The following is an 18,773-nucleotide window of genomic DNA, read 5'->3' as shown; positions in this document are numbered from 1 at the left end:
AGGCATGCCGATCCTTAACCGCATCGCCGCCTTCACGCCCGAGATGCAGGCCTGGCGGCAGGACATCCACGCGCATCCCGAACTCGCCTTCGAAGAGCACCGCACCAGCGACCTCGTCGCGCGGCGCCTGGCGGAATGGGGCATCGAGGTGCATCGCGGCCTGGCCGGCACCGGCGTCATCGGCGTGCTGCGCAACGGCACGTCATCGCGGGCCATCGGGCTCCGCGCCGACATGGACGCGCTGCCGATGCCGGAGGAGACGGGGCTGCCCTATGCCTCGCGCAACCCTGGCCGCATGCATGCCTGCGGGCATGACGGGCACACCTCGATGCTGCTCGGCGCGGCGAAATACCTGGCCGAGACGAAGGCCTTCGACGGCACCGTCGTCTTCATCTTCCAGCCTGCCGAGGAAGCCGGTGGCGGCGGCGAGCGCATGGTGCAGGACGGCCTGTTCCGCCGCTTCCCCGTGGAGCAGGTCTTCGCGCTCCACAACGATCCCACGACGCCGATCGGCCAGGCGCAGGCCGTCGCCGGCCCGGTGCTCGCAGCGGCCGACCCGATCGCGATCCGCATCCGCGGCAAGGGCGCGCATGCCGCGCAGCCGCATTTCGGCGTGGATCCCATCCTGGTCGGCGCGCAGATGATCACCGCGCTGCACCAGGTGGTCTCCCGCCGCATCGATCCGCTGGATTCCGCCGTGCTCAGCCTCTGCGTCTTCCAGGGCGGCACGGTCGGCAACGTGATCCCCGAGACCGCGACGATCGAGGGCACGGTCCGCACGCTGCGCGTCGCGACGCGTGACGAGATGGAGCGGATCATCACGAAGACCGTCGCTGGCCTCGCCGCGCTGCACGATGCCGAGGCCGAGCTCGACTACCGCCGCGGCTATCCGCCGACGGTCAACGACGCCGCCGCCACGGACCGCGCGGCGCTGGCGGCATCGCGCGTGCTGGGCGAAGGCCGCGTGATCCGCGAGGCGCTGCCGCTGATGGGCGCCGAGGATTTCTCCTACATGCTGCTGGAGCGGCCAGGCTGCTTCCTGCGCCTCGGCCAGGCGGATGGCGCGAAGGGGGCGGTCGCCTGCCACAACCCCCGCTACGACTTCAACGACGATGCCCTGCCGGTCGGCGCGAGCTGGTTCGCGACGCTCGTCGAGCAGGAGATGCCGAGGAGCTGACGATGGACCTGCAACTCCGCGGCCGGGTTGCCGCCATCACCGGCCCGGCCAAGGGCATGGGCGCCGCGATTACGCGCGCCTTCGCGGAGGAAGGCTGCAGGCTCGTGCTGATCGGCCGCGACACAAAGGCGATCACGCCGGTGGCGGAGGAAGTCGGCAAGATCACGGAGGTGATCGTCGTCGCCACCGACATCACCTCCGACACTGCCTGTTTTGTCGCGGCCGAGCAGGCCAAGGCGCGCTTCGGCACGGTGGACATCCTGGTCAACGTCGCGGGCGGATCGGGCCCGATCGGCAAGACGGGGCTGACGACCACGCAGGCCGAATACGACGAGATCATCGAGCTCAACATGCGGGGCTGCTTCAACACGATCCGCGCCTTCGCGCCCCTGATGGTCGCGCAGCGCTGGGGCAAGATCGTGAATGTCGGCGGCACCTTCGGCATGCGCGGCCGCGCCGGGCGCCTTGCCTACAGCGCGTCGAAATGGGGCCTGCGCGGCATCACCAAGTCATTCGCGCTCGAACTCGGCCCGCACAACATCAACGTCAACAACGTCGCGCCGGGCATGGTGGATGGCCCCCGCTTCCGCGAGAAGGTCTGCAAGGAGATGGCCGCGCGCCTCGGCATCACCGAGGAGGAGGCCGCGAAGCGCCACGCCGCGGACTATGCGCTCGGCCGCATCACGACGGACGCGGATGTCGCCAATGCCTGCCTCTTCATGGCCTCCGACGTGTCGCGGCAGATGACCGGCGTGGACCTGCCCGTGGACGGCGGCTGGGCCGCGCTGTAGCGCCGAAAAACCCTCTCCCGCTCGCGGGGGGTCGACGCATCGCGTCGGCGCCGGAGCGGTCGGCTTTAGCCGACTACGCGTAGGCTGGTGCCGAGCGAAACGAAGCGGGTGGGGGTCCGCGGGCCCTTCCCGCTACCTCGCCTCCTCCGGCACAAATTCCCGCCAATACCCCGGCCGGTCCGGCTGCACCCCGTACCCGACCTGCCGGTCCGCCGCGACGCCGACAAGCTCCTCCGCCGAGCCACCTGTGCGAGCGAGGTAGTCGGCAAACTCCTCCGCCGCGCGCCGCGCCACGCCGAACCCGCCCGTCATCACCGCGCTTGTCATCTCCACCGCCCGCGCCCCGGCCAGCAGGAAGCGCGCGAGATCGAGCCCGCTCCTTGCCCCGTTCGTCCCGAGCAGCGGATAGTCCTTGCCCAGCTTCTTCCGCGTCATCGCCAGCCACCGGCAGGTCAGCGCCAGCGCCCAAGGGCCGCCGATCGCGCCCGCGGTGCCGAGCATCGGCGCGCGCGTCTCGACATCCGGCACCAGCGCCATGAAGCGGCCCATCACGATCACCGCATCCGCCCCACCTTCCTTCGCGGCGGCGGCGAGCGAGGCGACATCCTCGCTCTGCCCCGTGAGCTTGATCCAGAGCGGGATCGTCACCGCCGCACGCAGCGCGGCCGTGATCTCCTTCACGCGGCCCGCCGCGCGTTCCTGGATGATCGCGCCCTTGACGGCCTCGTCGCCATGCGGCGCGCCGATGTTGAGCTCCAGCACACGGATCCCCGCTCCCTGGTAGCGCCGCGCGAGATCACAGGCGGCATCCAGCCCCGCCAGGATGATCGACCCGATGACGTACTGGCCGTTCGTCGCGGCCTCTCGGTCCGCCGCCGCGACCGCCGCGATCCATTCGTCGCTGTCCATCTGCTGCAGCCCCGACCGCCCGAACAGCATCGCATCGGCCGGCGGCCGAAAGTCCCAGGGCAGCGGGTTCCACTCGCTGTCCAGCAGCACATGGTCGCTGCCGTCGAGCTGCCGCTTCGCCGCCGCGTTCTCGTTGATGGATTTCGCGACCACCGCGCCCGCGCCGGTCGCGAGCGCCGCGCGCAGCCCGCCCGCCGTCATGACGTGGTCGCCCGATCCGATGATCAGCGGGTTGTTCAGCCGAACCGCGCCGAGCCGGACCGAGGTGTCAGGACGCATAATCGGGCCGCGCGGGGGAGAAGATATCCAGGTTCATCACGGGCTCGTCGCCCACGACGACGCCGTGATGCATCGCGTTCGGCGGCACCACCAGCAGCCCACCTGGCCCCAGCCGATGCACCTCGCCCTCGATGTGGAAGTCGATGGTGCCGGACATGATCCAGACGATCTGCTCATGCGGATGGCTGTGCGGCTTCGGCTCATGGCCGGGCTGCAGGCGATGCAGCGCCACCGTCGCGCCACCGCCCGTGAATCCCTTGCGGTCAACGCCGGGCCGCACCGGCGTCCAGGGGATGGCGTTCCAGTCGATCTTCGGGATGTTCATGGTCACTGTCTTTCGATGCCGGCCGCGCGGATCACGCGGCCCCACAGCTCCGTCTCCGCCACCAGCATGGCGCGGAAGGCTTCCGGCCCGTTCGCCGCGGGCTCCACCGCCAGCGGCAGCAGACGGTCGCGCACATCCGGCATCGCCATCACGCGACGCAGCTCCGCATACATCCGGTCCACGATCGGCCGCGGCAGGTTCGCCGGCCCCGCCATGCCGTTCCAGGTGATGACGTTGTAGTCGGGCAGCCCGCTCTCCGCGACGGTCGGCACGTCCGGCAGCACGCTGACGCGCGCCGGGGAGGTCACGGCCAGCGCGCGCAGCCGCCCGCCGCTGATCTGGCCGAGCGTCGTCGCCGCGACCTCCATCGCGGCGGTCACGTCGCCCGTTGCCGTCGCGTTCAGCAGATCGCCGGTGGAGCGGTAGGTCACGATCTCCGCCGGGATGTTGCCCATGGACTTCAGCAGCTCGAGCGAGAGGTGCAGCGCGGTGCCGACCGCGACCGAGCCGAGGTTGATCCGCCCGGGATTGGCGCGCGCGCCGGCAATCAGGTCCTGCAGGTTGCGATAGGGCGCATTCGCCGCGACGACGATGATGTGCGGGAAGCTCGCAACCTGGCTGACGAAGGTGAAGTCGTTGATGGCGTGATAGGGCATCGCGCGGAACAGATGCGGCGCCGAGGCCGCGGTCGAGGTCACCAGCAGGAAGGTCTGGCCATCCGGTGCTGCGCGCGCCACTGTCTCGCTCGCGAGGATGCCGCCCGCGCTCGGCCGGTTCTCGATCACCACGGGCTGGCCCAGCACTTCCGCGAGCTTCGCGCCGACGATGCGCGCCGTGGTATCGCCGACCCCGCCCGGCGCGAAGCCGACGATCCAGCGGATCGGGCGCGTCGGCGACCAGTCCTGCGCCAAGGCGGGCAGCGCGGCCAGCGCGAAGGCGGCGGCGAGCAGCAGGCGTCTCATCATTGGCCCTCCAGGAACGGCCGCGTGCGCGCGATCTTGCGCTTCATAAACGCCCAGCGCAGGCCGAGGTTGGCGGGATCGAGCAGGAACGTCTTGGATTGCGCCGCGGCCTCAGGCGCCAGGTGCTGCAGCGGTCCCGCCGCCGCCGCGCGCAACTGCACATCGGCCGCCCATTCCAGCACCGTCATGCCGATGCAGGCCTCCGCGACGTTGCCGCCGACGACCAGCGCGCCGTGGTTCTTCAGCAGCAGCGCGCGGCTGCGCCCCAGGGCGGCCGCGATCGCGTCGCCCTCGTCCGTGCCGAGCACGATGCCGTGGAACTCGTCGAACAGCGCGATGTCGTCCGCGAAGATCGCGCCGGTCTGGGTGATCGGCTCCAGCGTCATGCCCGCGCAACCCAGCGCGACGCCGGCCTTGCCATGCGTGTGCACGATGCAGGTGACGTCGGGTCGCGTGAGGTAGATGCGGGTGTGGATGTGCAGCGTCGGGTTGACCCGCCCGTTGCCGCGCGTGGTGTTGAGGTCGAAGTCGGCCTCGATCAGCCCGTCCGCCCGCACCTCGTCGAAGCCCACGCCCCATTGGTGCGACCAGAAGCGGTCGCGGCCGGGCAGCCTTGCCGTCAGGTGCCCCGCGATCCCGCTGGCCTGACCGTCGGCGTCGAGGATGTGGTAGGCGTGCAGCAGGTCGTCGCGCAGCCGTGCCTCGGCGTCGGTGACCGCGAGCCCATCCATCACTGCTTCTCCACGCCGGCGAGCTGCGCCATGCGGCCCCAGGCCGCGACCTCCGCGGGGATCATCGCGCCGAGCTCCTCCGGCGTCGAAGGTTCCGGCAGGCCGCCGAGCTCGATCAGCCGGTTGCGGATCTCCGTGTTGCCGAGCGCCGCGCGAATCGCGCGGTTCATCGCGTCCACCTGCGGCCGCGGCGTGCCGGCAGGGAAGACGATGGCGTTCCAGCTCCGCACGATGTAGCCGGGCAGCCCGGATTCGGCGGAGGTCGGCACGTTCGGCAGCGTCGGGAAGCGCGTCGGCGCCGTGATCGCGATCAGCTTCACGCGCCCCGCCGCGACCTGCGGCAGGGTCGGCGCCAGCAGCTCGCCCGCCACCTGGATCTCGCCGGTCGCGACCGCATTGATGAGCTCGGGCGAGGAACGGTAGGTCACCGTCGTCATCGGCACCTCCGCCATCGCACGGAACAGCTCGACGCCGAGGTGCTGCGCGTTGCCGACCGCGATGGAGCCGATGTTGAGCTGGTTCGGCCGCGCCTTGGCGTAGGCGATGAGCTCCGTCAGGTTCGACACCGGCAGTTGCGGGTTGACCGCGATGACGTGGTCGTACCAGACCATCCGCCCGACCGGCGCGAAATCCTTCGTCACGTCGAAGGGCATGGTCCGGTAGAACGCCGGCGCGGCCATGTTGCTGGTGGTCAGCAGGTACATGGTCTGGCCGTCCGGCGCGGCACGCGCGACCGCTTCCCCGCTGACGATGCCGCCGGCACCGGGGCGGTTGTCCACGACGATGGGCTGGCCGATTTCCTGCTGCATGATCGGCGTCAGCATGCGCACCGTGATGTCGCCGGCGCCGCCCGCGGCGAAGCCCAGCACGAAGCGCACGGGGCGCGTGAACAGAGGCTGCGCGCGCAGCGCGGGTGCGGCCAGCAGCGTGCCGGCAGCAGCCAGAAGACCACGGCGTCCGATCATGGCGCCCCTCCCCTTGTTGTTCAGGTGGAACCGTAGCCGCCGCCGCCCGGCGTTTCCATCAGCACCTCGTCACTGGGCTGCATGACCATCTTGCGCGCCTCGTTGACGGGCTTGCCGTTCACCAGGAAGCGCCCGGCCTGGCCAGGGCCGCCGCCTTCCATGCCCTCGGGCCCGAGTTCCGTGCGGCTGGCGACCAGGTTCAGCAGCCAGGGGTCCTGCGTGCGCATGCGATAGCCGATGAGCTGCCCGTCGCCACCGCGCTGGCGGCCCTCGCCGCCCGATCCCGGGCGCAGCTCCTTGCGCGTGAACTCGATCGGCATCGCGGCTTCCAGCACCTCGACCGGGACGGCGGCGACGCCGGTGGGGTAGCAGGTCGCGTCGAGCCCGGGCTTGCCGCGCCGCGCGCCCATGCCGCCGGAGTAGTTGAACATGGACGAGGTGAAGGGCCGCCCCTGCTCGTCGCGCCCCTGGATCTGGATCGTCCAGACCGCGCCGGAGCCCTCCGCCACGACGCGGTCCGGCATCACCTGGTGCAGCGCCTTCAGCACGGGGAAGGGCACGTACATCCCGACGACGTGGCGCGCATTCACCGGCGCGGGATAGCGGCAGTTCACGATGCAGCCTTCGGGCGCGATCACCTTCACCGGCCGCAGGCTGCCCCAGTTGTTGGGCAGGTCGGGATCGAGACAGGCGCGCACCGCGAAATTCGCATAGGCCGCCGTGTAGTTCAGCACGACGTTGATCCCGATCGGCGCCTCGGGCGAGGAGCCCGCGAAGTCGATCGTCATCTCGCCGGCCTTGGCATCGATGGTGACCGCGCAGCGCAGCGTGATCTGCAGCCCGCCCGGCACGTCGAAGATGCTCTCGCCGTGGTAGGTGCCGGCACGCAGCTTGCGAATGGAATCGCGCGTCGCCAGTTCCGACCGGTCCAGCACCGCGACGCTCAGCGCCTCGATGTCGTCCAGCCCCTGGCGGTCGCAGAGCGTGTTCAGCCGATCCGCACCGACGCGCCCCGCCGCGACCTGCGCGGCCAGGTCGCCCGCGACATGCTCCGGCGTGCGGACGTTGCGGCGGATGATGTCGAAGAGCAGCGCGTTGGGCGTGCCGCGCTCATACAGCTTCGCCAGCGGGATCCAGAGCCCTTCCTCATGCACGTCCCGCGCGCCGGCGCCGACGCCGTAGCCGCCGATGTCGGTGTGGTGGATGGTGCTGCCGAAGAAGCCGATGCAGCGATCGCCCCGGAAGACCGGCGTCATGATGGTGATGTCGAAGAAGTGCCCGGCCGAGAGCCAGGGATCGTTGGTGATGAGCACGTCGCCGGGCGAGAGCGTGTCCGGCGCGAAGCGCTTCACGAAATGCTGTCCCGCCATGCCGAGGCTGTTGATGTGGCCGGGTGTGCCGGTGACGGCCTGCGCGACCATGCGGCCCTGGCGGTCGAAGAGCGCGGTGGCGAGGTCGCCGGCCTCCCGCACGATCGGGCTGAAGGCGATGCGCTGCAGAGCGCGCGCCTGCTCGGTCACGGTCGCGATGAGGTTGGACCAGAGGATCTCGAGCGTGATGCCGTCGAAACTCGTCATGAGCCGCGCTCCGCAATCACCGCGCCTGACGCGTGGACCTGCGCGACCCAGCCCCGCAGGACAACCAGCGTCGTCTCGCGTTCCTCGATGATCGCGGGGCCGGCGACGCGCTGCCCGACCGCGAGCGAGGCGCGGTCATAGACCGGCACGGACGGCGCCGCCGCTTCCACCGCGACCACACGATGCGTACGCGGCGCGGCTGGCGCGCCGCCCGGGATCGGCGGCGGGGACGCCGCGGGGATCGGCCCGCGCGCGGCCAGCCGCCAGGTCACGACCTCCACCTCCACATCGGGCAGGCGGATGCCATAGAGCGTCTCGTAGGTTTCCTCGAAAGCGGCGCGGAGCGCGGCAGCGTCGCCGGATTCCGCGACCGCCATCGGGATCTCCGTCGTCACCTCGTTCTGCTGGCCGCGGTAGCGGCAATCCACGCCAAGCGAGAAGGTCGCGTTGGCTTCCGCGACACCCGCCTCCGCCAGCGCCGCGCGGCCCTCCGCCGCCATCCCTTCGATCAGCGCGCTCGCCGCGTCCCAGTCCAGGGTGGACAGCGTGTCGAGCGAGGAGCGCACGAGATCGAGCCGCACCGGGGAGACCAGCGTGCCGAAGGCGCTCAGCACGCTCGCCATCGGCGGGAAGATCACCTGCGCGCAGTCCAGCAGTTCCGCGACACGGCAGGCATGCACCGGGCCGGCGCCGCCGAAGGCCAGCATCGGAAGCCCGCGCCAGTCGATGCCGCGATCCGTCGCATGGGCGCGCGCGGCGCCGGCCATGTTCTCGCACACCACCTCGAACACGCCGCGCGCGGCGGTCACCGCATCCACGCCAAGCCGTTCGCCCAGCTTCGCGAAGGCCGCCTCCGCCCCTGCGCGATCCAGCTTCATGTCGCCGCCGAGGAACCGCTCCGCGTCCAGTAGGCCGAGCACGACGTCGGAATCCGTCACCGTCGGTTCACCGCCGCCGCGGCCGTAGCAGACCGGCCCGGGCTCCGATCCCGCGCTGCGCGGCCCGACCTTCAGCAGGCCGAGATTGTCGATGCGCGCGATGGACCCGCCCCCCGCGCCGATCTCGATCATGTCGACCGACGGGATGGTGATGGGGAAGCCGCTGCCGGGCTTGAAGCGATAGCGGCGGTCCACCTCGAACTCACCGGCGACCAGCGGCTTGCGGTCCAGGATCAGGCACGCCTTGGCCGTGGTGCCGCCCATGTCGAAGGAGAGCAGCCGGTCCGTGCCGAGCAATTCGGCGAAATGCGTCGCCGCCAGCGCGCCGGCGGCCGGCCCGCTTTCGATCATGCGCACGGGGAAGGCGCCGGCGACCTGGCCGCCGACGACGCCGCCATTGGACAGCATGATCAGCGGCCGGTTCGGGAAGCCGCGGCGCGTCAGCTCCGCCGCCAGCGCATCCAGATACGGCGCGACGAGGGGTTGGGTGTAGGCGTTAATCACCGTGGTGGAGGTCCGGGGGTATTCGCGGATCTGGGGCGAGACCTCGGATGAGATTGCGATGTGCAGGCCCGGCGCCGCGCGCATCATGGCGTCGCGCGCCGCGCGTTCATTGGCACCGTTGCGGTAGGCATTCAGCAGGCAGATCGCGACGGCGCTCACGCCGCGCGCGGCAAGCTCGCGCGCCAGCGCCGCGGCCTCGTCGGGGTTCACCGGCTTTGCCACCCGCCCATCCGCCAGCACGCGCTCGTCCAGGCCGAAGGTGAGCTCGGGCGGAACCAGGGGCTCGGGATACTCGATCTGCGGATCGAACATGTCGTAGCGATGCTCGTTCCGGATGCGCAGGACATCGCGGAAACCCTGCGTGGTGACCAGCGCCGTCGGCGGGCCGCGGCGCTCGATCACCGCATTCGTCACCAGCGTCGTCGCATGGACCGTCACGTCGTCCACCGCGGCCGGCGCGACGCCGGCGCGGCCCAGCGCGAGGTCCACCGCGCGGAAGAAGCCTTCCAGCAGGTCGCGATGCGTCGTCAGCGTCTTGTCGGTGACCGCGCGCCCGTCGCGATGGCGCAGCACGACGTCGGTGAAGGTCCCGCCAATATCCACCGCGAGGGCGAATCCGGCACCTGTCTCGGCCACGCCTTCCTCCCGCGTCCGTCGGAAGCTCCGGACGCCCGTTCGGCAGCGAGCGTGGCCGAGCCCCCCTGGGGCGTCAATCAGGCCGCGAGCAGGCCGCGCTTCCTCAGCAGCGCATCCACCTTAGGCTTTCGGCCGCGGAAGGCGACGTAGAGCTCCATCGGGTCGCGCGTGTCGCCGGCCTCGTAGATCGCCTTCAGCTTCGCGCTCAGCGCGGGGTCGAAGGGATCGCCCGCTTCCTCGAAGGCGGCGAAGCCGTCGGCGTCCAGCACCTCGGCCCACATGTAGAAGTAGTAGCCCGCTGCATAGCCGCCGCCGCTGAAGAGATGGCTGAAATGGATGGGGCGGTGGCGCAGCCCGATCGCGGGCGGCATGCCGATGGTGTCGAGGAATTCCTGCTCGAATTCCTCTAAAGCCAGCGTCTCGGGCTGGGGGTGGCGGTGAAGCGCCAGGTCGATCAGCGCGGAGCCAACATATTCCACCGTCGCGAAGCCCTGGCCCTCGTTGCGGGCGGCCAGCAGCTTGGCCAGCAGCGCCTCCGGAAGCGGCTCGCCGGTCTCGTGGTGGCGGGCGTGCTCGCGCAACGTCTCCGGCACGGAGAGCCAGTGTTCCAGCACCTGCGACGGGAACTCCACGAAGTCGCCCAGCACCGCGGTCCCGGCCTGCGACGGATAGCGCGCGGTGCTCAGCAGGCCGTGCAGCGCGTGGCCGAACTCGTGGAAGAGCGTGCGCGCATCGTCCCAGGACAGCAGCGTCGGCGAGGCCTTGGCCAGGTTGTTGTTGTTGACGGTGATCGGCGAGACGCGCTGGTCCAAGGCATCGGTCACGCGATACGAGCTCATCCAGGCGCCGGACCGCTTGCCCGTGCGGGCGAAGTTGTCGAGCAGGAAGACGCCGCGATGGCTGCCGTCGGGGTTCTTCGCCTCGAAGGCTCTGATATCAGGGTGGTAGACCGGGATGTCGCGGCGTTCCTCGAAACTCACGCCGAAGAGCCTGCGCGCGGTCGCGAACAGCGCGCGCAGCATCGCCTCCAACTCGAAATGCGGCTTCAGCGCGGCGCCGTCGAAATCGTGCTTGGCCTGGCGCGCGCGCTCCGCCCAGAAGCGCCAGTCCCAGGCCTCGATCCGGCCGTTGTGGCCCTCGGCGCGGGCCAGCGCCTCGAGCTCGGCGCGTTCCTGGTCCGCGCGCTTCTTTGCGGGCTCCCAGGCCGCGCGCAGCAGCGCCTCCGCGGCTTCAAGGCTCTTCGCCATGGTGTCGGCCAGGCGGAATTCCGCGTGGTCGCTGTGGCCGAGCAGCCGCGCGCGTTCGGCCCGCAGCGCCAGGATCTCGCGGATCAGCGTCGCGTTGTCGCGCGCGGGATCCAGCGCGCCGCGCTGCACCCAGGCGCGCCAGGCCTTCTCGCGCAGGTCGCGCCGCGCGGAATAGGTCAGGAAAGGCTCGACCGAGGAGCGCGACAGCGTGATGACGTAGCCATCCGCACCGCGTTCCTCCGCCGCGTGCCTCGCGGCCGCGACCTGGCCCGCGGACAGCCCGTCGAGGTCGGCCTCGGTCAGCACCATCTGCCACTCGTTCTCGTCGGCCAGCACGTTCTGCCCGAACTGCGTGTGCAGCGTGGCGAGCCGCGTGGAAATATCGGTCAGGCGCTGGCGGGACACCTCGTCCAGAGCGGCGCCGCAGCGCACCAGGCTGCGATGCGTGCGTTCCAGCAGCCGGTCCTGGGCGGGATCCAGCGTCAACTCCGCGCGCCGGGCAAACAGCGCGTCCACGCGGCGCCAGATGCCGGGGTCGAGCGCCATCTCCATGTTGTGCCGCGCGAGCCGCGGCGCGATGTCGCGCTCCACCTCCTGCAGGGCGGGCGTGGACAGGCTGGAGGTCAGGTTCCAGAACACCGCGCCGACGCGGTTGAGCAGGCTGCCCGCGCGCTCCAGCGCCTCGATCGTGTTGACGAAGTCGGGCGGCGCGGGATCGGCGCCGATCGCGGCGTATTCCGCGCGGTTCGCGTCCATTGCGGCCTGGAAGGCCGGCGCGAAATGCTCCTCGCGGATGCGATCGAAGGGCGGGACGCCGAAGGGCGTGGTCCAGGTCTCGAGCAGCGGGTTTGTCGTCATGACCCTTATCTGGCCCTGGTTTCAGCTTGCGTCCAGCGCGCGCCTCAGCCGGTCCAGCAGCACCGCACGGGTCCGGTCGTCGCGCGCCTTCTCCAGCGCCTCCTCGATCTGCAGGGTGAGGGCGGCGCGGGCGTTGTGCCAGTCGGGATGCCCGACCGTCTCCGGCCGCGCCCGGCGCTGGCCACCGGCCCCGTCGCGCTCGACCCTGCCCGGCATCAGACGAAAGGCCTCGTCCAGCACGGGGCGGAAGATGCGCTCGTCCGGCGCGATACCCCGCCCGACGACGCGCTTCGCCAGCCCCTCGATCGCCTCCTCCTCTCCGTGCACGAGGAAGACGCCGCCGCTTACCGTCCCGCGCGCCTGCAGCCAGCGGCCGAGCTCCGGCCCGTCGGCATGGCCGGAATAGCCCTCGATCTTCTCGATCCGCGCCCCGACGCGCATCGCCTCGCCCTGGATCTTCACGCGCTCCGCCCCGTCCAGCAGCAGGCGGCCGAGCGTGCCCTGGGCCTGGAAGCCGACCAGCGCCACGACGGTCCGCGCATCCCAGAGCTTCGCCTTGAGATGCGCGCGGATCCGCCCGGCATCGCACATGCCGCTGCCCGCGAGCACGATGCGGAATCCTTCCTGCCGCGACAGCTGCGCGCTCTGCTGCCAGTCCTCGACGTGATGCACGCGATGGTCCGACAGCGCCGTGCGCATTGCCGCGCCATCCTCCAGCATCGCGGCGTGCTTCTCGAAGACCGCTGTCGCGCGCGAGGCGAGCGGGCTGTCGAGGTGGATGTCGGCGGGCGGCACCTGCGCGCTGCGCATCAGCGTCACGAGGTCCAGCACGACTTCCTGCGCGCGCTCCACCGCGAAGACGGGGATCAGCAGCGCGCCGTTCTGCCGCGACGCCGCCTGCACCAGCTTCGCCATCGCGGCGCGGCGGGCGGCGGGCGCGACATCCACGCGGTCCTCGTCGCCATAGGTGCTCTCGATCACCACGTGATCGGCGCCCTCCGTCGGTCCTTCGGGATCGCGCTGGATGGGCCCGAGGTCCGGCCCGATGTCGCCCGATACGATCACACGCATGCGGGGCCTGTCGAACTCCAGCTCGATGGACGCGGAGCCCAGCATGTGCCCCGCGTTCCACCAGCGCGCGCGCAGGCCGGGGACGGGCTCGATCCAGGCGCCGTAGTCCAGCGGGCGGAAGGCGACCATCGCGCGTTCCGCATCCTCGGCCGTGTAGATCGGCTGCACGGGATCGCGCCCGCGGCGGCGGTTGCGGCGGTTGAGCTGCTCGACCTCGGTCTCCTGGATGTGGCCGCTGTCCGGCAGCATCACCGAACACAGGTCGCGCGTGGCTTCGGTCGTGTGGATGGGTCCGCGGAAGCCCTGCTTCACCAGCTTCGGCAGCAGGCCGGAATGGTCGATATGCGCATGCGTCAGCAGCACGGCGTCCACGCTGGTCGGATCGTAGGGGAAGGGCTCGTAGTTCAGCGCCTTCAGCGTCTTCGGCCCCTGGAACATGCCGCAATCCACCAGCACGCGGCCGCCCGGCGTGTCGAAGAGCAGGGACAGCCCCGTGACCTCGCGCGCCGCGCCGCAGACCTTCAGGCCGATCGCCATGTGCGCCTCCCCGCGGCGAGGATGGTCAGGTCGTCCGGTAGCCGCCGTCCCGGAACACCAGCCGGCCCGCGCGCTCGAGGTAGTTCACATGCGCGAGGGCCTCGCTGAAGGCGAAGCCCATCTGGTGCGGGTCGGCGATCACGCGGCCGAACACCACGGGCACCAGCGCCGCGGCCGTGCGCGGCGCGTCGCGGCAGGCCTGCAGGATCGCCTCGCAGCGGGCGTCGTGATGCGCCAGCAACTCGTCGGCGCGGCGGTGCAGGCCGATGAAGGGCTGGTGGTGGCCGGGCAGGATCAGCGTGTCCTCCGCGACGTCGCGCTTCAGCGCCGCCAGCGAGCGGATGTAGATGCCGAGCGGATCGCCATCGGGGTCCATCGCCTGCACGCTGATGTTGGGCGAGATGCGCACCATGATCTGGTCGGCCGCCAGCAGCAGCCGGTCCGCCCGGCAATGCAGCATCACCTGCTCCGGCGCATGGCCGCCGGCGGTCAGCACCTCCCAGCGCCTTCCGCCGATCTCCAGCGCCTCGCCCGCCACCAGGCGGCGGAAGGTGCGCGGCAGGCCCGTCATCATCTCGAGGTAGCGTTGCCCGCCCGACAGCAATTCCTGCGTGACGTCCTCCGCCAGGCCGTGGTCGCGATAGAAACTCAGATAGGGCTCGGAGCGCAGCATCTCCGGCCGCAGCTGGATCGTCAGGCTGGTCAGGTATTCCGTCTGGCTCATCAGCAGCGGCGCGCCGGTGTGCTGGCACAGCCAGCCCGCCATCCCCGCATGGTCGGGATGGAAGTGCGTGGCGACGATGCGCTGCACCGGCCGCCCGCCGAGCAGCGCGTCAAGCGCGCGGAGCCACAACGCCTCGGTCGCGGCGTCGCCGAGGCCGGTGTCCACCACCGTCCAGCCCGGCCCGTCCTCCAGCAGGTAGACGTTCACGTGGTCCAGCCGGAAGGGCAGCGCGAAGCGCATCCACAGCACGCCCGGCGCGACCTCGGTCGCGCGGCCGGGGGCGGGGGGCTCCGCGAAGGGGAGACGCAGCGTCAGGGATGCACCGTCCGTCATGCCCGGCGATGAATAGCCGCGCGCGGCGGGCCCGGACAGCCCCGCGGCACGCGCGCCCTGTCTTGCCATCCCCCGGGATTGCCGGATTGTGACGGCAGGAGGATCACGCATGGCCAGCCCGCCCCGCCACGGGAAGCCGCGCCAGGGCCCGAGCTATCGCCTCGCGCTGTTCGACCGCGACTTCCTGCTCAGCCCCGCGATGCGCGGCGTCCGGCTGCAGATCGAGACGGAGAAGGCCGAGGAAGCGCTGCGCGCCTGGGGCGTGCGGTCCACCATCGTGGTCTTCGGCTCCTCCCGCCTGCGGGAGGACGGGCCGCCCCACCACGCAGGCTGGTACGCCGAGGCCCGCGCCTTCGGCCGCATCGCGAGCGAGCGCGGCGGCGCGCTGCAGCTTGTGGCCGGGCTGCGCGACAACGTCATCGCGACGGGCGGCGGGCCAGGGCTGATGGAAGCGGCGTGCCGCGGCGCGCATGATGCCGGCGCGCCGGCCATCGGCTTCAACATCCGCCTGCCGCACGAACAGCAGCCCAATCCCTACACCACGCCGGAGCTGACCTTCCAGTTCCACTATTTCGCGATCCGCAAGCTGCACCTGGCGATGCGCGCCCGCGCGCTGGTGGTCTTCCCCGGCGGCTTCGGTACGCTGGACGAGCTGTTCGAGATCCTAACGCTGCGCCAGGCCGGCCGCATGGGCCGCGTGCCCGTCGTGCTGGTGGACGAGGCCTATTGGCGACGGCTCATCAACTGGGAGGTGCTGGTGGAGGAAGGCATGATCGCGCCCGGGGACATGGAGCTTCTGCATTTCGCCGCCGGAGCCGAAGCCGCCTGGCATCTGCTGGACGACGCCGGCGTTCGGCTCCGCGCATGACGGAACAGGGCAAGGTCGCGCTGATCACCGGCGGCGCGAAGGGCATCGGGCTTGCGACCGCGCGTCGGCTGGCACGCGACGGGTATCGCGCCGTGGTGGCGGATCGCGAGGCGCCGCCGGCGGACCTGCCCGCCCGGCACGTCATCGCCGACGTCTCGAGCGAAGCCGATGTCGTCGCGCTGCTCGACGGCATCGCGCGGCAGGAAGGGCGGCTCGACGCGCTGGTCTCCAATGCCGGCTTCATGATCCGCAAGCCGATCGCGCAGCTGACGCTGGATGACTGGAACAGCGTCATCGGCACCAACCTCACGGCGACCTTCCTGCTGGTCCGCGGCGCCGAGGCGATGCTGCGCGCCTCGCGCGGCGCGGTGGTGACGATCGCCTCCACCCGCGCGCGGCAGTCGGAGGCGAATACGGAATCCTACAGCGCGTCGAAGGGCGGGCTGGTCGCGTTGACCCATGCGCTCGCGGTCAGCCTCGGCCCCGATGTGCGCGTCAACTGCGTCAGCCCCGGCTGGATCCACACCAAGGGTGAGGCGCTGCGGCCCGAGGACCATGCCCAGCACCCCGCCGGCCGGGTCGGCACGCCCGACGACGTCGCCGCGCTCGTCGCCTGGCTGGTCGGGCCGGAAAGCGGCTTTGTGACGGGCGCCGAATTCGTCAGCGACGGCGGGATGACGCGGAAGATGATCTACGCGGAGTAGGCGCGCGACGCCCTATCTCAGCTCGAAGCCCTGCGCCGTCATCGGCGTCGCCGCGGTGGTCGGCAGGCCGAAGCCGCGCTCGCCCGTGCCGGCCAGCAGGTTGCGCAGCGCGAAATCCACCAGGCTGCGCTCGTCCAGCTGGCGCGAGCCGAGGAAGCGGCGGAGGTCGCGGATCTGGTCCAGGATGAAGCCGGGCTGGAACGCCGCGACCTGCGCGCCCGACGCCTTGATCCGCTCCAGCGCGTAGTCGATCGATTCCTCGCTGAGCTTGATGCCCGTTTTGGCCGAGACCGAATGGCAGATCGCGCGGAACTCCGCCTCGTTCGGCCCGCCGACCTCGATCTTGTGCGCGATGCGGCGGAGGAAGGTCGGGTCCATCAGCTCCTCCGGGCCGATGTTCGTGGAGAACAGCAGCAGCGCGTCGAAGGGCAGCGAGAAGCTCTTGCCGGTGTTGAGCTTGAGGTAGTCCACGCGCCGGTCCATCGGCACGATCCAGCGGTTCAGCAGCACGCGCGGCGGGATGATCTGGCGGCCGAAATCGTCGATCAGGAAGACGCCGTTGTTCGCCTTCACCTGCAGCGGCGCCTCGTAGTATTTCGCGATGTCGTTGAAGTTCAGCTCCAGCATCTCCGGCGTCAGCTCGCCACCGGCGAAGACGAAGGGCCGCCGGCACGGCACCCAGCGCTGGTCGTATTCCTCCGCGACGATGGACACCGGGCCGCGGTCGCCCAGCGCCAGCAGCGCGTCGTCGCTGATGGGGTGATGGATGGAGCCGTCGAAGACCCGCACGATCTGGCCCGCCACCTCGAAGGCGTGCGGGATGAAGACGAAGGACTGGAAGAGCCGCCCGATCTTCTCCGCGATCGTGGTCTTGCCGTTGCCCGGCGGCCCGTAGAGCAGCGCCGAGCGGGAGGAATTGGCCGCCGCGCCGATGTCGCGCAGCACCTCCTCCCGGATGATCATGTCGCCGAAGGTCTCCTGCACCTGCTCCGGCGTCACGAGTTCCCCGTAGACCGATTGCAGGCGGATGCGCGCGGCGTAGTCCTCCACGGACACCGGCAGCGGGCCGACATAGGCGCAGGACTCGAAGGCGGCCTCGGCCTGGGCGCGGCCCTCGCCACTCAGCGAGAACTGGATGTCGCCGGCGCTGCTCGGCTTGAACTCGATGTGCTTGAGCTGCCGCGCCTCCTCGATCAGCTGGGTCGCGACCCGGCTCGAGACATGCAGCTCGGCCGAGACGGAGGCGATGTTCGAGGTGAGGCCGAGCGAGGCGGCCTTGAGGAAGACGTCGCGGGCGATGCCGCGGTTGATGTGCAGGTCCTCGATCCCGAGCGGCTGGACCGGCAGCGTGCGGAAGGCGCGCTCGATCGCGTCCGGCCCGGCCGTGCCCATCCCGGTCAGGATGTCCTTCAGCCGGCGGCCGGTGCGGCGCTGCTCGGCCAGCGCCTGGTCCACCTCCTGCTGGGTGGCCAGGCCGAGGGCGACGACAAGCCTGCTGATGAGCATCCCGCGCGCGTCTCCTGGGGTGGTGGTCGAGCCGGCCTCGGCCGGCATCCCTGCCAGGAATGAAACCATCCCCGGCAACCCCGGCGCAAGCCGAAGGGGCGCCGAATCAACCCGCGGCGACGCAACGCGACCCGTTCCCGCTTGCCGGGCGGCTGGATCAGCCGGCGTTCCCGCCCGCGCGCAGCATGGCGATGATGCCGGAGAAGTCGGCCCCGCCGCCGCCGTTCTCCACGAAGGCGCGATAGAGCGCGAGCGCCTGCGCCCCGACCGGCGTCGCCGTCCCGGTCTGCCCGGCCGCGGCCGCGGCCAGGCCGAGGTCCTTCAGCATCAGCGCCGCCGCGAAGCCCGGCTGGTAGTCGCGGTTGGCTGGGCTGCCCGGCACCGGGCCCGGCACCGGGCAGTAGCTCGTCAGGCTCCAGGACTGGCCGGAGGATTTCGACATCACGTCGAACAGCGCCTGGTGGGTCAGGCCTAGCCGCTCGGCCAGCACGAAGGCCTCGCAGGTCGCGACCATGGTGGCCGCGAGCACCATGTTGTTGCAGGCCTTGGCGGCCTGGCCCGCGCCGGCCGCGCCGCAATGGATCGCGGCGCGCCCCATCTGCTTCAGGATCCCCTCGGCGGCGCTAAAGGCGTCATCGGGCCCGCCGACCATGAAGGTGAGCGTGCCCCCTTCCGCCCCCATCACCCCGCCCGAGACCGGCGCGTCGAGGAAGGGCCGGCCGCAGCCCGCCGCGACCTCGCGCGCCGTCGCGACGTCGATGGTGGAGCAGTCCACCAGGACCGCGCCCGGCGGGCTGGCGGCCGCCATCCCGCCGGCACCCAGCCAGGCGTCGCGCACATGCTGGCCGGCGGGCAGCATGGTGATCGCCACCTCGGCGCCGCGCGCGGCCTCCGCGGCGGAAGCCGCGCCGGTCGCGCCGGCGGCGACGCAGCGCGCGACGAGATCGGGGACGATGTCGAACACCGCGACCTCGTGCCCGGCCTTGGCCAGGTTGCGCGCCATCGGCCCGCCCATGTTGCCCAGCCCGACGAAGCCGATGCGTGCCATGCCCTTCCTCCCCGTGACGAGGCGGAAGGCTAGGCGCGGCGCGCCCGCGCGTCACCTATCGCGGGCCAGGTGACGCGCGCGGG

16 protein-coding genes are annotated in these 18,773 nt (G+C 71.1%); 4 read left to right on the top strand and 12 right to left on the bottom strand.

What is annotated here, in order from left to right:
* Positions 1-4 precede the first annotated feature (4 nt).
* Positions 5-1,177, top strand: coding sequence for a M20 aminoacylase family protein (locus ACLF3M_RS09230; RefSeq protein ID WP_430656613.1), 1,173 nt, complete (start codon positions 5-7; stop codon positions 1,175-1,177).
* A 2-nt stretch (positions 1,178-1,179) separates the two neighbouring features.
* Positions 1,180-1,968, top strand: a complete 789-nt coding sequence (locus ACLF3M_RS09225; RefSeq protein WP_430656612.1) for an SDR family NAD(P)-dependent oxidoreductase — start codon at positions 1,180-1,182, stop codon at positions 1,966-1,968.
* A gap of 132 nt (positions 1,969-2,100) precedes the next feature.
* Here ACLF3M_RS09225 and ACLF3M_RS09220 read toward each other — a convergent pair whose 3' ends face one another.
* From ACLF3M_RS09220 to ACLF3M_RS09175, 10 genes are all read right to left on the bottom strand, one after another.
* Entirely contained in the window at positions 2,101-3,156 is a 1,056-nt protein-coding gene (locus ACLF3M_RS09220; protein WP_430656611.1) for a dihydroorotate dehydrogenase, read from the bottom strand.
* Positions 3,146-3,481 (bottom strand): cupin domain-containing protein, encoded by a 336-nt coding sequence (locus ACLF3M_RS09215; RefSeq protein WP_430656741.1) that lies wholly within the window; start codon positions 3,479-3,481, stop codon positions 3,146-3,148. The genes ACLF3M_RS09220 and ACLF3M_RS09215 overlap by 11 nt, the downstream gene beginning before the upstream one ends.
* 2 nt (positions 3,482-3,483) lie before the next feature.
* Entirely contained in the window at positions 3,484-4,443 is a 960-nt protein-coding gene (locus tag ACLF3M_RS09210) for a Bug family tripartite tricarboxylate transporter substrate binding protein (RefSeq protein ID WP_430656610.1), read from the bottom strand.
* The gene (locus tag ACLF3M_RS09205) at positions 4,443-5,174 is read right to left on the bottom strand and encodes a class II aldolase/adducin family protein (protein WP_430656609.1); all 732 of its coding nucleotides are present in this window, start codon (positions 5,172-5,174) and stop codon (positions 4,443-4,445) included. Before ACLF3M_RS09205 ends, ACLF3M_RS09210 begins: the two co-directional genes overlap by 1 nt.
* Positions 5,174-6,139, bottom strand: coding sequence for a Bug family tripartite tricarboxylate transporter substrate binding protein (locus tag ACLF3M_RS09200; RefSeq protein WP_430656608.1), 966 nt, complete (start codon positions 6,137-6,139; stop codon positions 5,174-5,176). Before ACLF3M_RS09200 ends, ACLF3M_RS09205 begins: the two co-directional genes overlap by 1 nt.
* 20 nt (positions 6,140-6,159) lie before the next feature.
* Positions 6,160-7,716 (bottom strand): hydantoinase B/oxoprolinase family protein, encoded by a 1,557-nt coding sequence (locus ACLF3M_RS09195; protein WP_430656607.1) that lies wholly within the window; start codon positions 7,714-7,716, stop codon positions 6,160-6,162.
* Positions 7,713-9,794, bottom strand: coding sequence for a hydantoinase/oxoprolinase family protein (locus tag ACLF3M_RS09190; RefSeq protein ID WP_430656606.1), 2,082 nt, complete (start codon positions 9,792-9,794; stop codon positions 7,713-7,715). The genes ACLF3M_RS09195 and ACLF3M_RS09190 overlap by 4 nt, the downstream gene beginning before the upstream one ends.
* 77 nt (positions 9,795-9,871) lie before the next feature.
* A complete protein-coding gene (locus ACLF3M_RS09185) occupies positions 9,872-11,899 on the bottom strand; it encodes a M3 family metallopeptidase (RefSeq protein ID WP_430656605.1) in 2,028 nt (675 codons plus the stop codon).
* Positions 11,900-11,920: 21 nt separating this feature from the next.
* Complete coding sequence (locus ACLF3M_RS09180; RefSeq protein WP_430656604.1) at positions 11,921-13,507, bottom strand: MBL fold metallo-hydrolase RNA specificity domain-containing protein; 1,587 nt, start codon at positions 13,505-13,507, stop codon at positions 11,921-11,923.
* 25 nt (positions 13,508-13,532) lie between these two features.
* Positions 13,533-14,633: an MBL fold metallo-hydrolase gene (locus tag ACLF3M_RS09175; protein ID WP_430656603.1), complete on the bottom strand. Its 1,101-nt coding sequence runs from the start codon at positions 14,631-14,633 to the stop codon at positions 13,533-13,535.
* 40 nt (positions 14,634-14,673) lie between these two features.
* Between ACLF3M_RS09175 and ACLF3M_RS09170 the strand changes: the two genes are divergently transcribed.
* Both ACLF3M_RS09170 and ACLF3M_RS09165 read left to right on the top strand, forming a co-directional pair.
* Positions 14,674-15,432 (top strand): TIGR00730 family Rossman fold protein, encoded by a 759-nt coding sequence (locus tag ACLF3M_RS09170; RefSeq protein WP_430656602.1) that lies wholly within the window; start codon positions 14,674-14,676, stop codon positions 15,430-15,432.
* Positions 15,429-16,136 (top strand): SDR family oxidoreductase, encoded by a 708-nt coding sequence (locus ACLF3M_RS09165; RefSeq protein WP_430656601.1) that lies wholly within the window; start codon positions 15,429-15,431, stop codon positions 16,134-16,136. The genes ACLF3M_RS09170 and ACLF3M_RS09165 overlap by 4 nt, the downstream gene beginning before the upstream one ends.
* A gap of 12 nt (positions 16,137-16,148) precedes the next feature.
* On the opposite strand, the gene ACLF3M_RS09160 is transcribed toward ACLF3M_RS09165, so the two are convergent.
* Positions 16,149-17,642: a hypothetical protein gene (locus ACLF3M_RS09160; protein WP_430656600.1), complete on the bottom strand. Its 1,494-nt coding sequence runs from the start codon at positions 17,640-17,642 to the stop codon at positions 16,149-16,151.
* Between the two features lie 157 nt (positions 17,643-17,799).
* Complete coding sequence (gene mmsB, locus ACLF3M_RS09155) at positions 17,800-18,690, bottom strand: 3-hydroxyisobutyrate dehydrogenase (protein ID WP_430656599.1); 891 nt, start codon at positions 18,688-18,690, stop codon at positions 17,800-17,802.
* Positions 18,691-18,773 lie beyond the last annotated feature (83 nt).

The organism is Falsiroseomonas sp. HW251, from assembly GCF_050563545.1.
GTDB lineage: Bacteria > Pseudomonadota > Alphaproteobacteria > Acetobacterales > Acetobacteraceae > Falsiroseomonas.
This window is presented reverse-complemented; position numbering and strand designations above follow the sequence as displayed.